The sequence below is a fragment of the Phytohabitans sp. LZ39 genome, assembly GCF_059359075.1.
On record NZ_JCADBM010000005.1, the window covers coordinates 459,112 to 480,564 of the forward strand.

Annotated in this window: 18 protein-coding genes and 1 pseudogene; 10 read left to right on the forward strand and 9 right to left on the reverse strand. The window is 69.1% G+C overall.

The genetic code is table 11. From position 1 onward, the window contains the following. Nucleotides 1-43 precede the first annotated feature (43 nt). Both AC5L36_RS13580 and AC5L36_RS13585 read left to right on the forward strand, forming a co-directional pair. A pseudogene (locus tag AC5L36_RS13580) lies at nucleotides 44-289 on the forward strand (response regulator transcription factor); the annotation flags it as partial. A gap of 74 nt (nucleotides 290-363) precedes the next feature. Then, complete coding sequence (locus tag AC5L36_RS13585) at nucleotides 364-1,443, forward strand: glycoside hydrolase family 62 protein (RefSeq protein ID WP_441215829.1); 1,080 nt, start codon at nucleotides 364-366, stop codon at nucleotides 1,441-1,443. Between the two features lie 38 nt (nucleotides 1,444-1,481). On the opposite strand, the gene AC5L36_RS13590 is transcribed toward AC5L36_RS13585, so the two are convergent. Then, on the reverse strand, nucleotides 1,482-2,384 hold the full coding sequence (locus tag AC5L36_RS13590) for a LysR family transcriptional regulator (protein WP_441215830.1): 903 nt from the start codon (nucleotides 2,382-2,384) through the stop codon (nucleotides 1,482-1,484). A 107-nt stretch (nucleotides 2,385-2,491) separates the two neighbouring features. Between AC5L36_RS13590 and AC5L36_RS13595 the strand changes: the two genes are divergently transcribed. Continuing rightward, nucleotides 2,492-3,814 (forward strand): lactonase family protein, encoded by a 1,323-nt coding sequence (locus AC5L36_RS13595; protein ID WP_441215831.1) that lies wholly within the window; start codon nucleotides 2,492-2,494, stop codon nucleotides 3,812-3,814. 95 nt (nucleotides 3,815-3,909) lie between these two features. Here the strand turns inward: AC5L36_RS13595 and AC5L36_RS13600 are convergent, their stop codons facing one another. Both AC5L36_RS13600 and AC5L36_RS13605 read right to left on the reverse strand, forming a co-directional pair. Further along, nucleotides 3,910-4,614 (reverse strand): ankyrin repeat domain-containing protein, encoded by a 705-nt coding sequence (locus AC5L36_RS13600; RefSeq protein WP_441215832.1) that lies wholly within the window; start codon nucleotides 4,612-4,614, stop codon nucleotides 3,910-3,912. A gap of 5 nt (nucleotides 4,615-4,619) precedes the next feature. Continuing rightward, nucleotides 4,620-4,913, reverse strand: a complete 294-nt coding sequence (locus AC5L36_RS13605) for a hypothetical protein (protein WP_441215833.1) — start codon at nucleotides 4,911-4,913, stop codon at nucleotides 4,620-4,622. Nucleotides 4,914-5,488: 575 nt separating this feature from the next. On the opposite strand from AC5L36_RS13605, the gene AC5L36_RS13610 reads away from it, so the two are divergent. Continuing rightward, a complete protein-coding gene (locus AC5L36_RS13610; protein WP_441215864.1) occupies nucleotides 5,489-7,564 on the forward strand; it encodes an MMPL family transporter in 2,076 nt (691 codons plus the stop codon). Nucleotides 7,565-7,727: 163 nt separating this feature from the next. Here the strand turns inward: AC5L36_RS13610 and AC5L36_RS13615 are convergent, their stop codons facing one another. Both AC5L36_RS13615 and AC5L36_RS13620 read right to left on the reverse strand, forming a co-directional pair. Next, entirely contained in the window at nucleotides 7,728-9,173 is a 1,446-nt protein-coding gene (locus tag AC5L36_RS13615; protein ID WP_441215834.1) for a HAMP domain-containing sensor histidine kinase, read from the reverse strand. Next, the gene (locus AC5L36_RS13620; protein WP_441215835.1) at nucleotides 9,170-9,844 is read right to left on the reverse strand and encodes a response regulator transcription factor; all 675 of its coding nucleotides are present in this window, start codon (nucleotides 9,842-9,844) and stop codon (nucleotides 9,170-9,172) included. Before AC5L36_RS13620 ends, AC5L36_RS13615 begins: the two co-directional genes overlap by 4 nt. A 389-nt stretch (nucleotides 9,845-10,233) precedes the next feature. Between AC5L36_RS13620 and AC5L36_RS13625 the strand changes: the two genes are divergently transcribed. Both AC5L36_RS13625 and AC5L36_RS13630 read left to right on the forward strand, forming a co-directional pair. Next, nucleotides 10,234-10,911 carry a DUF899 domain-containing protein gene (locus AC5L36_RS13625; RefSeq protein WP_441215836.1) on the forward strand — a complete coding sequence of 226 codons (678 nt, stop codon included), beginning with the start codon at nucleotides 10,234-10,236 and terminating at the stop codon, nucleotides 10,909-10,911. Between the two features lie 141 nt (nucleotides 10,912-11,052). Further along, nucleotides 11,053-11,595, forward strand: a complete 543-nt coding sequence (locus tag AC5L36_RS13630; protein ID WP_441215837.1) for a hypothetical protein — start codon at nucleotides 11,053-11,055, stop codon at nucleotides 11,593-11,595. Between the two features lie 39 nt (nucleotides 11,596-11,634). Here AC5L36_RS13630 and AC5L36_RS13635 read toward each other — a convergent pair whose 3' ends face one another. From AC5L36_RS13635 to AC5L36_RS13650, 4 genes are all read right to left on the reverse strand, one after another. After that, on the reverse strand, nucleotides 11,635-13,428 hold the full coding sequence (locus AC5L36_RS13635; protein WP_441215838.1) for a protein-arginine deiminase family protein: 1,794 nt from the start codon (nucleotides 13,426-13,428) through the stop codon (nucleotides 11,635-11,637). 115 nt (nucleotides 13,429-13,543) lie between these two features. Next, complete coding sequence (locus AC5L36_RS13640; protein ID WP_441215839.1) at nucleotides 13,544-14,602, reverse strand: PP2C family protein-serine/threonine phosphatase; 1,059 nt, start codon at nucleotides 14,600-14,602, stop codon at nucleotides 13,544-13,546. 305 nt (nucleotides 14,603-14,907) lie between these two features. Continuing rightward, complete coding sequence (locus AC5L36_RS13645) at nucleotides 14,908-15,441, reverse strand: hypothetical protein (RefSeq protein WP_441215840.1); 534 nt, start codon at nucleotides 15,439-15,441, stop codon at nucleotides 14,908-14,910. A gap of 159 nt (nucleotides 15,442-15,600) precedes the next feature. Continuing rightward, entirely contained in the window at nucleotides 15,601-16,602 is a 1,002-nt protein-coding gene (locus AC5L36_RS13650) for a LacI family DNA-binding transcriptional regulator (RefSeq protein WP_441215841.1), read from the reverse strand. A gap of 157 nt (nucleotides 16,603-16,759) precedes the next feature. Here AC5L36_RS13650 and AC5L36_RS13655 point away from each other — a divergent pair, with 157 nt between their 5' ends. Genes AC5L36_RS13655 through arfA form a run of 4 tightly spaced genes read left to right on the forward strand, consistent with a single transcriptional unit; the run spans nucleotide 16,760 to nucleotide 21,339 of the window. Further along, complete coding sequence (locus AC5L36_RS13655) at nucleotides 16,760-18,010, forward strand: ABC transporter substrate-binding protein (protein ID WP_441215842.1); 1,251 nt, start codon at nucleotides 16,760-16,762, stop codon at nucleotides 18,008-18,010. Next, on the forward strand, nucleotides 18,007-18,942 hold the full coding sequence (locus AC5L36_RS13660; RefSeq protein WP_441215843.1) for a carbohydrate ABC transporter permease: 936 nt from the start codon (nucleotides 18,007-18,009) through the stop codon (nucleotides 18,940-18,942). The genes AC5L36_RS13655 and AC5L36_RS13660 overlap by 4 nt, the downstream gene beginning before the upstream one ends. A 4-nt stretch (nucleotides 18,943-18,946) precedes the next feature. Then, nucleotides 18,947-19,810, forward strand: coding sequence for a carbohydrate ABC transporter permease (locus tag AC5L36_RS13665; RefSeq protein ID WP_441215844.1), 864 nt, complete (start codon nucleotides 18,947-18,949; stop codon nucleotides 19,808-19,810). Then, on the forward strand, nucleotides 19,810-21,339 hold the full coding sequence (gene arfA, locus AC5L36_RS13670; protein ID WP_441215845.1) for an arabinosylfuranosidase ArfA: 1,530 nt from the start codon (nucleotides 19,810-19,812) through the stop codon (nucleotides 21,337-21,339). The genes AC5L36_RS13665 and arfA overlap by 1 nt, the downstream gene beginning before the upstream one ends. The last annotated feature ends 114 nt before the right edge of the window (nucleotides 21,340-21,453 follow it).

Consider the following 21,453-nt stretch of genomic DNA (forward strand, 5'->3'; position numbering starts at 1 on the left):
CTCGGCAATGCTTTCCAGGGCCTGCCGATCCAAGGATGCTCGTCCCGAACAACTCACCGCGCTCACTCCGCGCGAACGCGAGATGGTCGCTCTTGTCGCGACCGGTCTGTCCAACATGGAGATCGCCGACCGGATGTATCTCAGCCCTTTCACCGTCCGCGCCCACGTGCAGCGCGCCATGACCAAACTGGAGGCACGCGACCGCGCGCAACTCGTCGTCATCGCCTACCAGACCGGTCTGGCCCGCGCTGAACCCGACGGCGGCACCGACCCAGGGTTAAGCAGATAGCCAGCCTTGAATTTATCGGAAAACTTCCGTAAAGTTTTCGGCGATCCGTTGGCCACGACATCAGGGAGCCTTCGATGATCGTCAGCCGTACTCACGCCGCGTTGGCGTCGATCGTGGCCGTACTTCTCGGCACGGCCGGGTCGCTGTCCATTCCGGCCCAGCCCGCAGCAGCCGAGCCTTCCCCACCGCTGCCCACCACCTTCGAGTGGAAGTCCAGCGGGATTCTCGTCAGCCCCCAAGCCGATGCCGCACACCCCGTCGTTTCCGTCAAGGACCCGACGGTGGTGCGGTTCAACAACCGGTGGTACGTCTACGCCACGACGGCGAACACGGCGGGCAACTGGAGTCTCGTCCACTTCAACTTCGCCGAGTGGTCCGAAGCCGCCTCCGCCCCTCAGTACCACATCGACCGCAACCCTGCCATCGGCAGCGGCTATCGGGCCGCACCGCAGCTGTTCTACTTCGCGCCCAAGCGCAAGTGGTACCTGGTGTACCAGACCGGGTTGCCGTCTTTCTCCACCGCCGACGACCCGGGCCGCCCGGAGACCTGGACCGCGCCCCGAAACTTCCAGGAGACGATGCCCGCCATCGTGCGCGACAACATCGGAAACGGCTTCTGGCTCGACTACTGGGTCATCTGCGACAAGGTCAACTGCTACCTGTTCTCCTCCGACGACAACGGGCACCTGTACCGAGCGCGGACCACCGTCGCGGAGTTCCCGAACGGCTTCCGCGACACCGTGATCGTGATGCGGGACCCAGACCGGTTCCGCCTCTTCGAGGGAGCCTCCGTCTACCGGATCAAGGACACGAACACCTACCTGCTGCTGGTTGAGGCGATCGGCACCGACGGCCGCCGGTACTACCGATCCTGGACGGCAGAGGGCATCGACGGCGAATGGACACCCCTGGCCGACTCGGAGGCCGAGCCCTTCGCCAGATCCAACAACGTCGCCTTCGGCCCACGCATACCCACGTGGACCCACGACATCAGCCACGGCGAGCTCATCCGCGCCGGCATCGACCAGACGATGACCATCCGGCCGTGCAACCTACGGCTTCTCTACCAAGGCATGGACCCGTCCGCCGGCGGCGACTACTCCCAACTCCCATGGCGCCTCGGACTGCTCCGCCAGACCAACTCCCCCTGCTGACCTGACGCGCCGCGCACGGGTTCGCCCTTGCCGCCTCCCTACGCGCCTTGCGGAGCGGAACGGTCGGCGAGTGCGCGGCGGGCGATCGCGAGGAAGTTGGCGGCGGTGCGGGACGGGCCCGGCGACAGCCAGGCGGCGGCGAGCGGGACCTCGGGTGCGCCGCGAACGGCTCTGAAGGCAAGTCCCGGGCGCCCGGCCGCCGCGATGCCGCGGGTGACGAAGCCGATGCCGGATCCCGCGACCACGAGGCTGGCGAGGGCGGTCACCGGGGTGACCTCCTGTACCACCCGGGCGACCGCGCCGGCCTGCGCGAAGGCCGCCATCAGCCGGTCGTACAGGTGCGGGCCGATTGCCCGTGCCGAGGCCAGCAGTGGCTGGCGATCCAGGTCTGCGAAGGTGAGGTCGTCGCGATTCGCGAGCGGGTGTGCCTCCGGGAGCGCGAGCACCAGCTGTTCGGCGGGTAGCTCCTGGATGGCGAGGACCGGAGGGCGAAGCGGTGGATGCAGGAGGCCGAGGTCGACCTCGCCACCGACGAGGGCTTCTTCCAACTCGGGCGAGCTGCGTTCGACAAGGTCGACGACCACGTCGGGATACCGCGCCCGAAACTGGTGCACGGCGCGAGGCAGGGACGTGTAGAAGGCGACAACCGTGAATCCCAGTCGCAACCGACCCGATTCGCCGCGTGCCGCGCGCCGTGCCGCGGTGCGTGCGGCTCGCCCGGCGGCCAAGGCCTCCCGCGCCGCGGGCAGGAACGCCCGTCCCGCCTCGGTCAGCGCCACCGACCGCCGGTCGCGGTCGAGCAGCGTGACACCCACCTCGGCTTCCAGGGAACGGATGCGGCCGCTGAGGGCCGGCTGGCTGAGATGCAACGACGACGCTGCCCGGCCGAAGTGCAGTATTTCGGCCACCGCGACGAAGCACTCCACGGATCGAAGATCCACTCGCTGATCGTATCTCGTTATCACAGGCGACCAATTTCGGCTTGGCGCCGATCACTCCTCCTCGGCAGGTTGGAGGCCGACAGCCGCATGCGTTCAGGAGGACAGCGATGACCCGCCGCTTCACCATCGCGACCGTCGCGTTGCTCTGCCTTCCCGGCGTGACCGCCGGTACGGCTCCGCTGGCACAAGCCAAGGAACGACACGTCCCGGCCTTGCAAGGACGGATCGTCGCCGTTTCGGACGGCGACCACCTGGCCAGCACCTACGGCGACGGCGTGCTGTCGCCGGAGAGTGCCGGGTTTCGTGACCTGGTCACCGTCCTCGACCTGAACGGCGACCGCGTGGACACGGCCTCGGTGGAGGCCTCCAACTCGGTCACGGCCGCTCCCGAGATCCTGGCCCTGTCGGCGGACGGCCGCACCGCGTTCGTGGTCGAACGGCTGGGTCAGCGGCCACCTGGCGGCACGACCGTCAGAGACCTCCCGCCCGGCGACAAGCTGACCGTGCTGGACGTGTCTGGCTCCGCCGCGCCTCGTGTCCACGATGTCGCCACCGTCGCGTCGATGCCGGAGGCTCTCGCCGTGAGTCCGGACGGCTCCGCCGTGGCGATCGTGGCCAATCCGGACGGACGGTCTGTCCTGCAAATCATCCGCTGGGACAACCACCACCGCCGCCTGGGCACGCCGCGGACGATCGACCTGGCGGCGCTCGGCGTCACCGCACCCCGGGGCGATCTCGTGACGAACGTGCAATGGCATCCGTCCGGACGGTTCGTCGCGGTCAACGTCACGAACCGTGACCGGGTGGCGTTCGTCGAGGTGGGGTCGCGGCCTCGGCTCTTCGGAAACCTGGTGACGACCGGAAAGGACCCCTTCGTCGGCCGCTTCACGCCCGACGGCAGGCACTACCTCACGTCGAACTGGGGCCGCGACCTCACCGCACCCGACGTCGAGGGCCGGTTGCCGGACCAACCGTCGACCGTCGGTGTCATCCGGCTAGGCGCATCCGGGGCCGGTGAGCATGCCCGCCACCGCGTCGTCGCCACCGCGCCCACCGACCGGTCGTCGGAAGGACTCGCCGTCAGTCCTGACGGGCGGTTGGTCGCCACCGTCAACATGCGCGGCACCGCGTTGCCGCCCGACTCGCCCGAGTACGACGAGCAGGCCTCGGTCAGCCTGCTGCGGCTCGACCCGGCGAGCGGGCGGTTGTCGAACGCGCGAACGGTCCTCTTCGACGGTGTGCTACCCGAAGGCGGCACCTTCGACCCGTCCGGCCGTTGGTTCCTCGCGACGGTCTACCAGGACACGCCGGGCGTACAGATCTTCCGTGTCGCGACCGGCGAACTGGTCGCGGACCGGAAGATCGACCTCCCGCATGGCGTCCACCACGTCGTGATGACGCCCGCGCGTCACGGCCTGGCGTCGCGGTAGGCCGGCTCACCAAGCTCCCGCTCGCCGTGCGACAGCCGCCATCCGCCAACGCCTCCGCTGGCCAACGTCCATCGTGGATGGTTATCGCCATGGTGTCAGCGGTACGCGCCCCAGGTGACGTAGTGGTACCCGGTGCTTTCGGTGATCGCATAGAAGTGCGCCGCCGCCCATCGGGTGGCCGCCTCGCGTAGAGCCGGTGACCCGGAATTGAGGTACACCACCGCGATCGACACCTGGTTGAGCTGCCCAAGCAACTCACACAGCGTCTCTTCGGTGCCCGGCAGCCCCAGCATGATGGCGAGGAAGATGATCCGGTTCTTAGCCGGGTCGGTGGCGGCAAGCCGCCGCAACGCGATGAGGTAAAGCTCGATCGGTGCGGCCACGAGCTTGTCACGCACCGCCCGCCCGGTCGGCTGCGTCGCACTGCCGGCGCCGGTCAACACGTCGGCGCCCTGGCGCAGCAGCCACTCCACGTCGGCCAACTGGCGCATCTGCTCGGGAACGAGGCCGTAGCTATTCAGCACCCCCTCGTCCGCCCCGTTCTCGACCAGATACCTGATGGCGTGCACCTGGCACTCGTAGTGGGCCAGGTGCAGCGGCGTGTTCCCGTCCTGGTCGGCCGCGTTCAAGTCGGCACCCTGTTCGATCCACTCGGACAGCAGCGCTACGTTGCCGCGCCGGGCCGGGCTGTGCAGGGTGGGCGCCGGCTTGCCGCGCTTGGCCGCCATCAGCCCGAACACGAGCCACAGCAGCAAGAACACCGCCGCGACGGCCAGCGCCACCAGCAATCCGGCGTCCATGACGGTCAGGCTCGGGTCAGCCTGAGTACCGCCTTGCCCCGCACCACCGCCGGCACCGTGAACCGGACCTTGCCCATCTCGACCCGCGCCCCCGGATGCACGATGAACGTACCGGTCGCCGGCACCTCCGCCGTCGCTCCCTGTATCGAGACCTGGCAGCGGTCATCGCCCTCGCAGGAGAAGCGGCCACCACCGGTCATCGCCGCCAGCAGCCAGATCTCGTCCCCCTTGATCGAGTACACATTGACGGAGTAGAGGCCGAGGCTCTGGTTGAACTCGATCACCTTCCCCGCGCTCACGGTCACCTCACACCGGCCGTCCCGGCAAGCGGACAGCCGCGTGCCGTCAGCGGCCTTCGGCAGAACGGTGGGCGCGGGCGTACGCGTGGGTGACGGCGTCACCGTCGGCGACGGTGAGAGCGAGCCGGCCGGGGTAGCCGGCGTGCCCGACGCGGTAGGCCTGGCCGCACCCGGCTCCGAGCCAGCCGCACAGGCAGCCAAGGCAATGACCGCGGAAGCAGTGACCAACCAGCAGACGAAACGGACTTTGGCCACCACATAGACCATCTCAACACAACCGCCCGCTCCCCCGCGATCCCCGAAGAAATGGCCATCCGGCCGATACCTGGAGCGCCGCTGGTGCGTGCGCTCGGCACCTGGCTCGGCCACCCGGCCTGAGCGGCGCATTAACCGTCGTCTCAGGTTCGCTCACTACGAAGTACCCAGCAGGCCGCTGCGAGTACGTGGCGGGCCGCTACGAAGCAGGCATCAGACAAGCGTGGAATCCATGTAGGAGGCTAGTGATGGCAGTCAACGCAGCGCCGCCCGGGAAAGCGCCGGCCGGTCGGTTGGCAGGGCGGTGGGTGCCGTGGTTGGTGATCGGATTGTGGGTGGCCCTGGCGGCGGTCATGGTGCCGCTGAGCGGGAAGCTGAGCTCGGTCACCACCGACAGAGCCGTGGACACCCTGCCGGCCAGTGCCGAGTCCACCAAGGTGGCGGTGCTGGAGGACAGTCTCCCCGGCGGTGAGGACAACACGTTCGTCTTCGTGTACCACCGCGCCAGCGGCATGACCGACGCCGACCGCGCGACGGTCGAGCGCCACTACAACACCCTTGCCAAACGGTACCCGCCGAAGGCGACGGCGGCGGCCGGCGAGGACGACGAGGGCCCACCGACGAGTCCCTCCACCGACGGCAAGGCGATGGTGTTCACCCTCGATGTGAGCACGACCTACGGCGGACCGGAGACCATCGTCGGCCCGTTGCGTGAGGCCGCGAAGGACCGCCCCGCCGGCCTGGAACTCGACGTGACCGGCCCGGCCGCGGTCGACGGCGACATGGACGCCGTCTTCGACGGCATCGACATGCAGGTCTTCCTCACCACCGTCGTCGTCGTCACGCTCCTGCTGATCCTCACCTACCGCAGCCCGGTGTTGTGGTTAGTCCCGCTCGTGGCCGTGGGCGCGGCCGCACTGACCGCGATGGCGACCGTCTACCTGCTCGTCAAGGGCTTCGGCATCGTGGTCAACGACCAGAACTCGGCGCTGTTGACGATTCTGGTGTTCGGCGTCGGCACGGACTACGCGCTGTTGCTCATCGCCCGGTACCGGGAGACACTGCACCACCACGAGAACGTCCGGGTCGCGATGGTCCACGCGCTACGCGGAGCGGCGCCGGCCATCGTCGCGTCCGCGGCCACCGTGATCGCCGGCCTGCTCTGCCTGCTCGTCGCCGACCTGAACAGCACCAGCGGGTTGGGCCCGATCGGCGCGGCCGGCATCCTGTGCGCGCTGGTGGCCATGCTGACGCTGTTCCCGGCGGTGCTCGTGGTGCTCGGCAGGCGGATCTTCTGGCCGGCCATCCCGCGGTTCAGCACGGCCGTGGAGGAGAAGCCGGGGCTGTGGGGACGGCTCGGCACCGCCATCAGCCGCCGCCGGTGGGTGGCGACGCTCAGCTCGCTCGGAATCCTGGGTCTTCTCGCCATTGGGCTGGCGGGCAACACCGGCGCCCTGCGGGAGCAGGACCAGTTCCTGTCCGCGCCGGAGTCGGTCACCGGCTTCACCGTTCTCCGCCAGCACTTCCCGGAGCTGGGCGGCCAGCCGATGACGATCTTCACGCGGCCGGCGTACCAGGAGCGGGTGCTCGACGTCGTCAAGAGCACTCCCGGTGTGGCAGCGGCCATCCCGGGCCAGACCAGCGGAGGCTGGGCCGATATCTCCGTGTTCCCGACCGACGCGCCGGACACCACTGCGGAGTACGACACGATCAAGCGGGTGCGCACCGCCGTGCACGCGGTGAACGGGGCGGAGGCGATCGTCGGCGGGCCGAGTGCGGAGAACCTCGACACCGAGGTGACCACCAGGCGCGACGAGAAGCTGGTGATCCCGCTGGTGCTCGCCGTCGTCCTGATCGTGCTCGGGCTGCTGCTGCGCGCGATCGTGGCCCCGCTGGTCCTGATGGCCACCGTGGTCGTCTCGTTCGCCGCGGCCTTCGGCGGCAGTGTGTTCGTCTTCGACACGATCCTCGGGTTCAAGGGGATCGACTATTCGGTGCCGCTGCTGGCATTCCTGTTCCTGGTGGCGCTCGGCGTCGACTACAACATCTTCCTGGCCAGCCGGGCCCGGGAGGAGACCGTGCGTCTCGGCACCAGAGAGGGCATGCTCAAAGCCCTCTCGGCCACCGGTGGCGTCATCACCTCGGCCGGCGTAGTCCTGGCGGCCACGTTCGCGGTCCTCGCCACGCTTCCGCTGGTGATGCTGATCGAGGTCGGGTTCCTGGTCGCCTTCGGCGTGCTGCTCGACGCCCTGCTGGTGCGGTCGGTCCTGGTGCCCGCCCTTACCCTGCTGATCGGCCGGCGGATCTGGTGGCCGAGCCGGCTGTCCCGACCGGTGGAGCCGCCGGACGGTCAACGGCCGCTCGTGGACTATGAGGAGCCCGCGCTGCAACGGTGAGCGCGGCGGGACAGTCGAAATCCGGGACGGGCTCAGGCCCGTCCCGGATCTTTGTCATGACCCGGCGGCCGTCGCCGTGTCCGCCGCCCTTGTCCCGCGCCGCCCGCTGCGGTGGGTCCTGGCGCCGCGCGCCGTGGCTGTCCTGGCGCCGTGCCGCGGCGGGTCAACGCACCACCGTGTCCTCCCCGGCGGTGGGCCGCGTGATCCGAGCGGGCGAGGCAGCGGCCGGAAGGCTGACCCGCAGCAGCGCGCCACCGCGTGCGGACCGGGCGACGGTGACCCGGCCGCCGTGGGCGTCGACGACCCGCTGCACGATCGACAGCCCCAGACCGGATCCCGGCAACGCCCGGGCGCTGTCGGCACGGTAGAACCGGTCGAACACCCGCGGCGCGTCGGCGGCGTCGATGCCGGGCCCGGCGTCGTCGACCTCGAGCACCGCCGACGCGCCCTCGGCACGGAGCCGGACCTGGACCGGCTGGTCCGCGGGAGACCACTTGCCGGCGTTGTCGATGAGGTTGAGCACCGCCCGCTGGAGCGCAGCGGGACGCCCGCTCACCCACACGGAGGTCACGTCGAGCGCGACCTCGATGTCGGGCACACGGGAACCCGCGCGGGTCACGGCGGCCACCACCACGTCGGCGAGGTCGAGCACCTCGGTGCTCTCGTCGCTGACGTCACCGCGCGCCAGGTCGGTCAACTCGGCGGCAAGGGTGCTCAACTCGGCCACCTGGGCGCCGAGATCGTTGAGCAGCCGGGTCCGGCTCTCCGCGGCCAGTGCGCTGTCCAGGGTGCCGCGCCGATCGAGCCGGATCAGCAGCTCGACGTTGAGGCGCAGGCTGGTGAGCGGGGTCTTCAGCTCGTGGGCGGCGTCCTCGGCGAGCAGCCGCTGTGCCCGACGGGAATCCCGGAGCGCGGCGAGCATGTCGTTGATCGACCGGATCAGCCGCCGGATCTCCCCACCGCCCTCCTCCGGGATGTCGGCGTCGAGATCCCGGGTGTGCGCGACACGGACCGCGGCGGCGGTCAGCCGGTCGATCGGCGCCAGCCCGGTCCGCGCCACGGCCCGGCCGACGATGGCGCCCCCGGCCACGCAGAGCAGCCCGATCAGCAGCATGCCCAACCCGAACCGGTTGAGCGGGTCGTCGTCGGTGCTGCGGGCCACCTGGACCGCGCCGTCGCCCGCCCGCAGCGTGTAGATGAGGTAGCCGTCGTCGCCGGACTCCATCAGGTCGGCCGACGCGCCCCGCACCACGCGTCTGGCCTGCTCGCTGACCGGAGGCAGCGCGGGTTGGCCGGCCGGCGTCCGGATCGAGCCGTCGGGCAGGATGACCCGCACCAGCCGACCGGATCCGGTGTACGGCGGTAGCTGGACCTGCGCCAGACCGGCGCGCTCCGCGTTCGTCGAAAGAACCCGGGAGTCGGCGCGCAGCTGATCCTCCGCGGTGTCCTGGAGTTCCCGGTCCAGCAGCTCGATGGCCACCTGCATGGCCACGAGCACGCTGACCGCGATGGCCGTCGCCGCGATCACCGTCAGCCTGGTCCGCAGCGACCGCCGGCGCCACCATCGGGTCAGCCGTCGCGAGCCCCGGCCGGCGGCGCCCCGGCTCACGGAGAAGTCTCCCGCAATGTGTACCCCAGGCCGCGCAGCGTGTAGATCAGTCGCGGCTCACCCTCGGCCTCCATCTTGCGGCGCAGGTAGCTCACGTACACCTGGAGGTTGTTGGCGGTCGCGCTCATGTCGAAGCCCCAGATCGCCTCGAACAGCGCGTCTCGGGTCAACACCCGGGTCGCGTTGCGCATGAGGACCAGCAGCAGGGAGAACTCGGTCCGGGTCAGGTGGAGCGGCCGCCCGCCCCGCCACGCCTCGAACCTGTCAGGATCGAGCCGGACGTCGGCGAACGTCAGCACCTGCGACTCGTCGTCGCCCGGCCCGCGGCGGCGCAGCAGGGCCCGGACCCGGGCCAGCAACTCCTCGGTGGCGAACGGCTTGGGCAGATAGTCGTCGGCGCCCGCGTCCAGCCCGGCGACCCGGTCGGAGACCTGATCCCGGGCGGTCAGCATGAGCACCGGCAGATCCCGACCCGCCGCCCGCAACCGCCGGCAGGTCTCCAACCCGCCGAGGCGCGGCATCATCACGTCGAGGATCAGCAGATCCGGCGCGTCGCCACCGACCCCCTCGAGCACGGCGAGACCGTTGGCGACGGTGCTGGTGTCGTAACCCTCGACCTGGAGCACCCGCTCCAGCGACTCACGGATGGCCGCCTCGTCATCCGCGATCATGATCCGCACGCCGGCCCGCCCCCCTCCAGTCGATGCTTTTCCGCTCATCCTCCCCGACCAACCTGAGGCCAGGATTAGAGCCGTCGCGGCTGTGGTGCCCGCGGGCCGTGCTCTTACGGATGCAGGCTTCATGAAAGGCGGCGATCGTTCCGCCTCTGTTGCTCAACGACGGTGAGCCAAGCGTCGCACGAAGCCCGACCCACCATGAGAGGTTCCGAGGAGAGGTTTTCATCGCCGGAACGGATCGCCGCCGCGTAGCGATGCGGCAGCTAACCACCGGATCGACGCGGGACGAGCGGCGTGGCGGGGTGGTGTCCGCGGCCTTTCGATGAGTTTTGGTGCTGGGAGCGGTCATAAGGGTTGACGAGCAAACGAAGGAGATGTTGATCATGGCTTTTCCACCCGTTGTCGACTACACGACCTGGCGCGAGGAGCTGGACAAGTTGCGCGCCCGCGAGAAAGCGGCCACCCGGGAGCTCGACGCGATCGCGGCGCAGCGGCGACGGCTCCCCATGGTGCGGATGCCCGACTACACCCTGGTCGGCGCTGAAGGACCGGTCCGGCTCGTCGACATCTTCGACGGCAAGTCGCAGTTGATCGTGTACAACCACATGTGGGAGCCGGACGCGGAGTGGCAGTGCGGCGGCTGCACCAGCTTCACCTCCTCGTTCACCCGGCTGGGCTTCCTCGACAACTACGACGCACGGTTCGTGATCGTCACCCAGGGCCCGATCGAAGCGGCCCTGGCCTACGCCAAGCGCGTCGGCAACACGATGACGTGGTACTCCACCGCCGACAGCCCGTTCGGGGCCGACGTCGACGCACCGCCCGGCGGCGGGTTCGCGATGAACGTGTTTCTGCGGGACGGCGAAACGGTCTACCGCACCTGGCACACGGCCGGCCGCGGCACCGAACAGCTCACCTACACGTTCGCCCTGGTCGACCTCTTGCCCTACGGTCGGCAGGAGCAGTGGCAGGACTCGCCAGAAGGCTGGCCGCAGAAACCCACCTACAGCGGCTGGCTCGACTCACCCGATATCGCACGGTTGTACGGTCCCACCACCTAAACCACCCGCGACCACCACTCCACAACGCCATCGCATCCGATGTCGGTGCACCAAGCGACCCGGGCGTGCCTGAGCGCCGCCCGGGCCGCCCGCGGTTGCCATTCCGACGACGTACGAGCGGCGGTCCTGGGGTGGACGGAGATGGTGTTGAATCCTTCGGTGATCGATTGGCGCTCGACGTGGGATATGCGGGGCGACTCCGGTGTCAGCGTCGGCGTGCTGCTCGACCGGCTCGCGCGCCATGCCGATGCCAGCGCGTGGCACGAACTCGAAGACCGGCTCCTTGTAGAGGGAGAGTGTTGCTGCTCGGCAGGGTTCGCCGCGCTGCCAGAACTCGCCCGGCTCGCGCAGTCCGGCACCAACGAGCATCGCGAGCGGGCGCTGGACCTCGCGGCGCTGATCGTGCGAACTCTGCACCGGTACGTCCACCGGACTCCGCTCACCCCTGCCACGCCCGAGGATTTGACGGGCATCGCCAGGTGGGTACACAGCGTCGCCACCGAGGGCGGCGACGCCACTCTGGCGGACGGCCTCACATACCTGTTTGGCCTGGCCACCTGCGGCATATGTGGCAGCAGGTTCGAACTCGCCGACTGGATCGAGGCCGAGAACAGCCCCGGCCAGCCCATCGACCCGATCGTGCCCCGAACCAACGCTGAACACGAGCTGGAAACGGACGGGTGAAGACGGCCGCGGACGTCACGGCCGCCTTCACCGAGTCCGCTACCCGGCAGCCGAGGTGATCCACCAAGGTGTACCACCACGCGTGTCGCGCCAGGCGTTGGTGGTGCAGTGCACCTCGCCACCGCCGAAGTGCGCCCAAAACAGGTCCTCTACCCAGTGCACCCGGACGCCGCCTCGGGCGAGGGCGCGCTCGGTGGTGGCACGGAACAGGTCCCTGCCGTCGACCACCGGACCGTGCGGGTCCGGTGCGGCGAAGTCGCGGGCGGTCAGCGACAACCCGTTCGGTATGCCCGGGGTGAGTGCGACGAACAGCGGCAGGTCGTTGATCTGCTCGAACAGCACCGGTACGCGGACCATCTCGTCAGGCCGCAGGCCGGTCTCAGCCAGCATGACGGCCACCTGCTTGTCGATGTGGCCGGCGGCGGCCTCGTTGTGAGCCAGGAACGACGGGTCGTCGAGCAGTTCGGCCACAGTTGGCTGGCGCTTGGCGTTGGTGCCGGCGAACAGGCGGGCCGAGCCGGCGCCGTGCGCGTGGGCCTGCCGCAGCAGCCGCTCGGCCAACCGCGGGTCGGCCACCATCAACGTCCAGCCCCGCTCGTTGGTCGCACGTACCACGTGCATCGTCTCGTCGGCGTGTCCGACCAGCAGCCACGAGGTGTCGAGCACCACCGGTGGCTGCTGCCCCTGCGCGACCAGCATCCGGATGAAGTCCGGGTCTGGGGCCAGCTCGCCGCCTCCGGGCGAGGTGCCGTAGACCAGCCGGCCCTGCGGGAAACCGCGGTAGGGCGGTAGCGACTCGATGTTGCCGGTGGCGTTGCGCAAGTCGGTTAGCAGATCGCCGTGCCCCTGGGCGCCGAACTGCTGTACCACGGCCACGTCCGGGCCCCGTAGGTCGCGAAACAGCAGCCGCGCCGCCGGGCGCGGTGTGCGCACTGGGTTGCCGCTGGCATCCGGCAGGTCCCATACATTCGCCGAGCGGATCATCACCCGCATGGTCTGTACCCCGCCGACGGTCGGCATGCTTGCCGTTGCCGGCTCGAAGAGGTCCTGCCACCAGACGTCCTGCCAAAGCCCTTCGGTGCTGGCGATGAACCGGGTCCGCGCGCCGGTCCTGCCCGCTGCGGTTCGGAGCGTGGAGCTGAACGCTTCCCACTCACTTGGCACCCAGTCTCCGATCACGCCACCCCACCACGGCGCGCCAGTTCCTTTGCCCGGCCGGCCAGCGAACACCGTCGTAGCGGGCTGCAAGTCATGCTGGAGCAACAGCGGCGCCACCCGCATCCGGTGGTCGTCCCGCCACCGATGTCCGCGGTCGGTGACGGTCAACGTGAGCAGCACGGTGCCGTCCCACCGCGCGGGGTCGCGGACGATGTCTCGACCCTCGACGGCCAACTCGACGCCGGAGCGGAGCTCCTCGCCGGTGAGCGTGCCGGTGCCCGGCACCAGGGCTCGGAAGTCGTTGTCCCGCTTGACGAACACCCGAGCGTAGGCGTGACGGTCCACGCCCAGCTGTCCGGTCGCCGACCGGCTAAGCCCCGGTGTCGGGCGGACGAAGACCCGCGCCAGGTCTTCGGCGTCCCGAGATCCGTTCACCCGCTCGTCCCCGGCGTCGTGACACGCGGCCAGCGCGGCGTCCACCGCACCACCGAGCGCTTCCAGGTCGGCCGGGTCAACCCGGCAGCGGCGTTGGTCGTCGTCCAGGTTGGGCAGCATGACGGTTGCGCCACTCAGGTGCGGACCACGCGCCGTCGCGCTCGCGCTCGACGGCTGACCGATCAGCGGTACGGCCATCGCCACCACCGCGAGCACGCACAGCTTTTCTCGGTTCCGCACCGTTTCTCCCCGCCTCGCGCCGCTCCGGACGCCTACGACGGTAGAAGCCGAGCGGTTAACGAGCGTCGTTCCATGGGAGGAACCGCATCGGCACCTTCGATGTACCAAGGTGCCTTCACTTGCTGGCCTGTGCGGGTCGCCATTGCACCAGCACCGCGGTGGCATCGTCTTGGAGTTCGTTGAACTGGTGCTCCACGACGGCCCGGACCAGCCGGCGCATGCTTTCCGGGGCGGGCAACTCGTCGTTGAGCGCCCGCTGGACCAGATCGAGGAGGCGGCCGAGGCCGAACCGTTCGCCTTCGGCGTTGAACGCGTCGGTGACACCGTCGGTGTACGCGAGCACCCGATCGCCGGATTGCAGTGATTCTTCGTGCATGTCCGGGCGGCGCTCGGACATGTGATGCAGACCGAGCGGCAAAGCGGTTGGCGCGGGCAGTTCCTTGACCGCCCTGCCCTCCCGCAGTACCTGGGCGCCGGGGTGTCCGGCGTTGATCGTGCGCAGGATTCCGGTGGTGTGGTCGAGCTCGGCGAGGATCGCCGTGGCGAACGAGTTCGGGTGCCGCCGCCGCAGCCACACGTCGATCGCCGCGGCGGTATCGGGCAGGTCCAGTCCGCTGCGGCGGGCGTTGCGGTACGCGTTGATGGTCAGCGCGGCCAGCGTGCTGGCCGCGATGCCATGCCCACAGGTGTCGAATAGCGCGAAGCTGAGCACATCACCGTTGAGGGCGTAGTCGAACACGTCGCCGCCGACGTCGTAGCAGGGCTCCAGGATCGCGGTGACGACTACGTCGTCGGTCGCGAACGTCAACGGCGGCAGCAAACCCCAGACAATCTCCGCGGCCAGATGCATTGGCATCCGCCGCCGCGCCCGCTCGAGCGTGTCACCGTAGGGCCGCCGGTTCTTGACCAGCTGGGCAATGTGTGCGGCGATCTCCATGCATGCGGCCTCCACCTCGTCGTTGACCGCTGCCGGCGAGACGAACTCCAGCACACCGAGCCGTTCGCACCCGTCGACCAGCGGCACCCACAACCGGTCCGGATCCTCAGTAGCGTGCTGCACTTCCAAGCTGATGTACGCCCGCCCGGCAAGGGTTGTCTCGATCGGCAGCTCAGCACCGGTCCCGGCGGTCAGCTCCACCAGCCGCGTCTGCGGATAGTCGGCCAGATAGATCACGATCTGGTCAGCCCCTACGGCCGGAGCGACCGCTGATATGAGACCGGGCAGATGATCTGGCCCAGTCCAGGCAACGGCCGCACGCACACCGCGCAGCGCCTCGGCAACCCCAGCCCGCAAAGTCCCTGCCATCCCATCACCCTAAGCAGGCCTCGACCACACCTCGGCGCTCATCACGACCGCTACCCACGATGAAATGGCTCACTTGGCCTATCAATCACTCGGCGCGCGGGTCACCATGCGCCATTTTTCGTGTCCGCGGGCAGCCTGCGAACCCCGCTGTCGAATCATGGGCGGCACTTGAGTCACATGCCGTCCTGACGGCGCTGTAGGCGTCGGTGTAGCAGCCTGGCCGCCAGCACCGGCATGAGGTGCAGCACGACGATGAGCATGACGGTCAGCACGGCGATCTGGCCGAGGGACAGCCCGTGCGGCGCCAACACCACCCCCGCGCACACGCCGGTGAATAGCGCGTAGATCGCTATCCGCACCACGGTCTCACGCGTCGACGGCTCGGCCTCCTCGTCGGCCCTGCCGGCGCGCTGCCGCAGGGCCGCGACAACCGCCGCGACCGTGAGCAGCGCGGCGAACCACAACGCCCAGCGCGCGACCGTGCCGACGCTGGCGTCGTTGGTCACCGAGGGCAGGGCGAGGGTGGTGACCATGAACACGAGGAAGGCCAGCGGCCAGGTCAGGACAAAGGCAGAAACCGCCGTCAGGATGACCCGTCGCGGCAGACTCACTCCCGGCTCGACCTGTTGTTCGATGCGGACCCGCACCTCTTCCGGAGCCCATACCAGCGGGCGGTCCGCGCCGGCGTCGGGAGTCGGCTGTGACACGTGGGCCAGCCTAGTGGACTCCACCCCTCCCTCATGATCGTCGGGTAGCGCCGGCGGCTCTCACCCCAGGGCCTGCTGTGCTTCCTGCCCGACCACGCACGTGCAGCGATCGCTGAAATGACCCGCCGTGCCCGCTCACGCACCGGTCCCGATCGCCGCTCAGATCGTCGTGCTTTCGCGAACGACGAGGGTGAAAGGCGTCACGACGTCTCGCGGATCCTGGCTGCCGTCGCGGTTTGCGGTGTGAGCGAGGGTGACGGCGGCTTCGGCGATCGCGGATTTGTCGGGAGCGATGGTGGTCAGCCTCGGTGCGGTGTAGTTGCCCTCGTCGATGGCGTCGAATCCGACCACGGCGACGTCTCCGGGCACGCTCAGGCCGCGGTCGCGAAGTGCACATAGGGCGCCGATGGCGAGCAGGTCGTTGAAGCAGAAGACCGCGTCGGGGGGTGCCGGCAGGGCGAGCAGGTGACGCATGGCGGCGGCGCCCTCGGCTCTGCTGTAGCTCGCGGCGCTGACGACCAGGGCGGGGTCCGGCGTGATGGCGGCGGCTTCGAGAGCGCGGAGGTAACCGCGGCGGCGTAGAGCGGCGGTGCCGTGCGGTCCGGGCTGGTCACCGATGGCCGCGATCCGGCGGCGGCCGAGATCGACGAGGTGCGTGGTGGCGGTGGTCGCGGCGGCGACGTTGTCGATGGCGACGTGGTGGGCACGACCGTTCAGCGCGCGTTCGCCGAGCAGGACCAGGGGGGTGTCGATGCCGGACTCGGCCAGGTCGGTGGGGTGCAGGCCGATCGGGCTGAAAATGATGGCGTCGACCAGCGACCGGTGAGCCGCGTCGACGACCGTCAGCTCCTGCTCCCGGACGCCGCCGGTCTGTTCGATGAGGACGGTCCAGTCGTGCCGCGCGGCGGCGGTCATGACCAGGCCGCAGAGTTCGGCGAAGTAAGGGTTGGTCAGCTCCGGCACGGCGAGGGTGACGAAGCCGGTGCGACCCTTGCGGAGGTTGCGGGCGCCGATGTTCGGCACGTACCCGAGCTGCTCGATGGCTTCCTGGACGCGGAGGCGGTTTTGCTCGGTGACGAAGGTGTAGCCGTTGACCACGTTGGAGACCGTCTTCACCGATACGCCGGCGCGGGCGGCGACGTCCTTGAGGGTGGCGGCCATCGATCGTCCTCACTCGTGGGGGTCCTGAGGCTTCAACATACAACGTTGTAAAAAGCTTGCCAAGATCCCTTTACAACGTCGTTCCAACGATGGAACATGATTGAAAATTTCCCCTGAGCGGCAATCTCCCCTGAGCTGGGACGGAAGGTCAACCCATATGAGATCACCATGGAAGATCACAGCGGTCCTGGTCGCAGGGCTGTTGACGGCTACGGGCTGCGGCTCGGGCACGGCCGGCACGGACGACGGCGTAGTCGAGCTGAGCCTGTGGACCGGGTTCACTGGCCCGGACCGCCCCGCGTACGAGGCGCTGGTGAAGCAGTTCAACGACAGCCACCCGAAGATCAAGGTCACCATGGACGTGCAGCCGTGGGACGCCATCGGGCAAAAGCTGCCCGGCGCCTGGGCCACCGGCCAAGGACCCGACCTGGCCACGCCGAACTTCGATCCCGGCGTGCTGTTCAACTACGTCCGCACGAACTCGCTGCTGCCGCTGGACGAGGCGATCGGCGACGGTGACACGAAGATCAACTCCGTGCTGTTTCCGAAGACGGTGACCAGCGCGTTCACCATCGACGGCAAGCTGTACGCCGCACCGGCGAACATGGCGACCCTCGTCCTCTACTACAACAAGGCGATGCTGGCCGCGGACGGTGTGTCGGTGCCGAAAACCGCCGACGAGCTCACCACCGCGGCGAAGAAGCTGACCAAAACCGACGGCGGCAAGGTCACCCAGTACGGCATCTCCCTCGCCGACCGCCAGACCATCCAGATGTGGCCCATCCTCCAGTGGATGAACGGCGGCGACATCGTCGACGCCAAGGGCTGCGCCACGATCGCCGAGCCGGCCAGTGTCCAAGCGTTGCAAACCTGGGCCGACCTGGTGGCCAAGGACAAGGTGAGCCCGGTCGGACAGACCGGCGCCGACGCCGACACGCTGTTTTCCGCCAAGAAGGCCGCGATGGAGATCAACGGGCCGTGGGCCGCCGCCGGGTTCAAGGAAGCCGGCATCGACCTCGGCATCGCCGCCATCCCGGTCGGCCCCGGCGGGCCCGTCACGCTGGCCTCGACGGTCCCGATGGCGATCGGCAAGTCCACCAAGCACAAGGCGCAGGCGCTGGAGTTCCTCGCCTGGTGGACGGGGAAGGCCGCGCAGACCGCGTTCAGCGACGCGTCCGGATTCCCGCCCGTCCGCACCGACGTCACGGCGAGCAACCCGATCGTCGCGCCGTTCGTCGCCGGCCTGCCGCACGCGCGGCTGTATCTGCCGGGCCTACCGACCTCCGCGAAGATCGACGCCGACGTGTACGTACCGCTGATCGGCAAGATCACCCGCGGTGAGCCGGTCCAGTCCTCGGCCGAAGCCGCCGCCGAGGCGATCGATAAGATCACCGGCTGCCAGTCGTGACCTCGACGAGCGTCCGGTCCACCGGGGCAACCCGGTGGACCGGATCGTCCGCCCCGCGTCGCCGGCGCCGGCCGCGACTCAACCCCGCCTACCTGTACGTCGCGCCGAGCCTGCTGCTGATCGGCGTCTTCATCGCCGAACCGATCGTGCGTTCCGGCTGGATGAGCCTGCACGACTGGACCGTCGGCGAGACCACCCATACGTGGGTCGGCCTGGGCAACTACCGCGAGCTGCTCACCGACGAGCGGTTCCACAACAGCCTGCGGGTCACTGGCCTGTACACGGTGGTCGTGACGGCCGGGCAGGTTCTCGGGGGTCTGGCGCTGGCGCTGTGGCTGCGGCGTACCACGTGGCTGACGTCGCTGCTGCGCTCGGCGTTCTTCTTCCCGACCATCGCCTCGTTCGCCGTGGTCGGGGTGGTCTGGAAGTTTCTGCTCGACCCGCAGGTCGGCCTGGTCGACGGCTGGCTGGCCGCGGTCGGGGTGGTGGGTCCGGGCTGGCTGACCGACACCAACCTCGCGCTGCCGGCGGTGATGGCGGTCGGGATCTGGAAGGGCGTCGGCTTCTCGATGATCGTGCTGCTCGCCGCGCTGCAAGGCGTGCCGCATGCCCTCGTCGAGGCGGCCACTTTGGACGGTGCCGGGCGCTGGCAGCGGCTGCGTGCCGTCATACTCCCCGAACTGCGCCCCGCATTGCTGTTTACCACCGTGATCTCGACGGTCACGTCGCTTCAACTCTTCGATCTCGTCTACGTGATGACAGGTGGCGGGCCGCTGTTTCACACGGAGTCCATTGTGGCCTATCTCTACCAGCGTGGGTTCGTCGAGTTCCGGCTCGGCTACGCCAGTGCCATCGCCTGGGTGCTGTTCCTGCTGATCCTTGCGGTCTCCCTGGTCCAGCTGCGGATCGCGAGGCGCGACGATGACGAGTGAGACGATGACACGGGGCGCGGCGCCGGCCTGGGTGCCGGGTGCGCTGCGCGTCCTGCGGCGGGTCGTCCGCTACGCGTCGTGGGGGGTCCTGATCCTGGCCGCGGCCGCAACGATCCTGCCGTTCGTCTGGATGGTCGGCGTGTCCCTGCGTACGCCGGCCGACCTCTACGCCGACCCGGCCCGGCTGTGGCCGACCGAGTGGAGCCTGTCGGGTTTTCACGCGGTGCTGACCCAGCTTCCGTTCGCCCGGCTGGCGTTCAACACCTTCGTCTTCGCCGCCGGCACGACGGTCCTGCTGGTCCTGTGTGACTCGCTGGCCGGCTACGCCCTGGCCCGGCTGCGGTTTCGCGGCCGCCAGGCGATCTTCCTCGTCATCCTGGCCACCCTCATGGTGCCGTTCCAGATCACCATCATCCCGGTCTTCCTGACGCTGTTCGACCTGGGTTGGCTCAACACCTTCCAGGGGCTGATCATCCCGCGGGCCACAAGCGCACTGGGCATCTTCATGCTGCGCCAGTTCTTCCGCACGCTGCCACGGGAGCTCGAGGACGCCGCGCACATCGACGGCGCCAACAGTTTCCAGATCTACTGGCGGATCATTCTGCCGCTGTCGAAGCCAGCCCTGGCGTCGCTATTCGTCATCCAGTTCATGGCCTTGTGGAACGACTTCCTGTGGCCGCTGGTCGTCTCCACCTCTCTCGACATGCGGACACTGCCGTCCGCGCTGACCCTGTTTTCCAGCCAGTCCGGCGTCGACCACGCCGCGTTGATGGCCGGCGCGGCCATCTCGCTGGCGCCGCTCGCCGTCGCGTTCCTGCTCGCCCAGCGCTTCTTCGTGCAGGGCATCGCCACCACCGGCCTCAAATGATGGGAAGTACCGCCGTGCTCACCTGCACCGTCACGCTCGACCCCGCCTTCGGCATCGCCGCCGTGGACCCGCGCCTGTTCGGCTCGTTCGTCGAGCACATGGGCCGCTGCGTCTACGGCGGCGTCTTCGAACCGGGCCACGCCGAGGCCGACACCGACGGGCTGCGCCTGGACGTGCTCAAGCTGGTCCGCGAGCTCGGCATCACCGTGGTGCGCTACCCGGGCGGCAACTTCGTCTCCGGGTACCGGTGGGAGGACGGGGTCGGACCGCTGGCCGAGCGGCCGCGGCGGTTGGATCTGGCGTGGCGGTCGGTCGAGACCAACGCCTTCGGGCTCAACGAGTTCATGACCTGGACCCGGCGTGCCGGTGTCGAGCCGATGATGGCGGTCAACCTCGGCACCCGCGGCATCCAGGAGGCATGCGACCTGCTCGAGTACGCCAACCACCCGGGCGGCACCTACTGGTCGGACCTGCGGCGCAAGCACGGGATCGCCGAGCCGCACGGCATCGAGCTGTGGTGCCTAGGCAACGAGATGGACGGCCCGTGGCAGGTCGGCCACAAGAGCGCCGACGCCTACGGCGCGCAGGCGGCCGAGACAGCCAAGGCGATGCGGCAGGTCGATCCGAGCATCAAGCTCGTGGCCTGCGGCAGCTCCAACGACCGGATGCCTACCTTCGGCGCCTGGGAAGCGACCGTCCTCGACCACACCTTCGAGTACGTCGACTACATCTCGCTGCACGCGTACTTCCAGAAGCACGGCGAGGACCGGGCCGGGTTTCTTGCCTCCGGCCTGGCCATGGACCGGTTCATCGAAGGCGTCGTCGCCACCGCCGACCACGTCGCGGCCAAGAAGCGCTCCCGCAAACGGCTGCGGCTCTCCTTCGACGAGTGGAACATCTGGTACGAGAGCCGGTTCGCCGGCCACACCAACCTCGCGTGGGCCGAGGCGCCCCGGCTCATCGAAGACGAGTACACCGTCGAGGACGCCGTGGTGGTCGGCTCGCTGCTGATGAGCCTGCTGCGCCATGCCGACCGGGTCGGTGTCGCGTGCCTGGCCCAGCTGGTCAACATCATCGCCCCGATCCGCGCCGAGTCGGACCGCCCCGCCTGGCGGCAGACGATTTTCCACCCGTTCGCGCTCACCGCCCGGCACGCCCGCGGCACCGTGCTGCGCGTCGAACCCGTCACCGCCACCTACGACACCGTGCAGCACGGCGACGTCCCGGTCGCCGACGTCGTCGCCACCCACGACCCGGAGACCGGTCACGTCACGATCCTGGCCGTCAACCGCGGCGATACCGAGCCCGTCACCCTCACCGCCAACCTGCGCGCCCTGCCGGGACTGCGCATCGCCGAACATCTCGTCCTCGGAGGTGTCCCCGACCACCTGTCACACACCAACAACGCCGAAGACCCCCACCGGGTACAGCCCCGCACCAGCACCGACAGCACCCTGGCCGACGGCGGGCTCACCGCCGTGCTCCCACCGATCTCCTGGACCATGCTGCGCCTGGCACCCACCACCTAGAGATCTTTTCAATATCGGGACTACGACGGAGGGAGGGGCTTCTTTGCGAGATTTACCCGGGTCCGTGTCAGCTGCGGACCGCCGCTCCCGCCGGAGACCGCTCCGGCCGGCGGC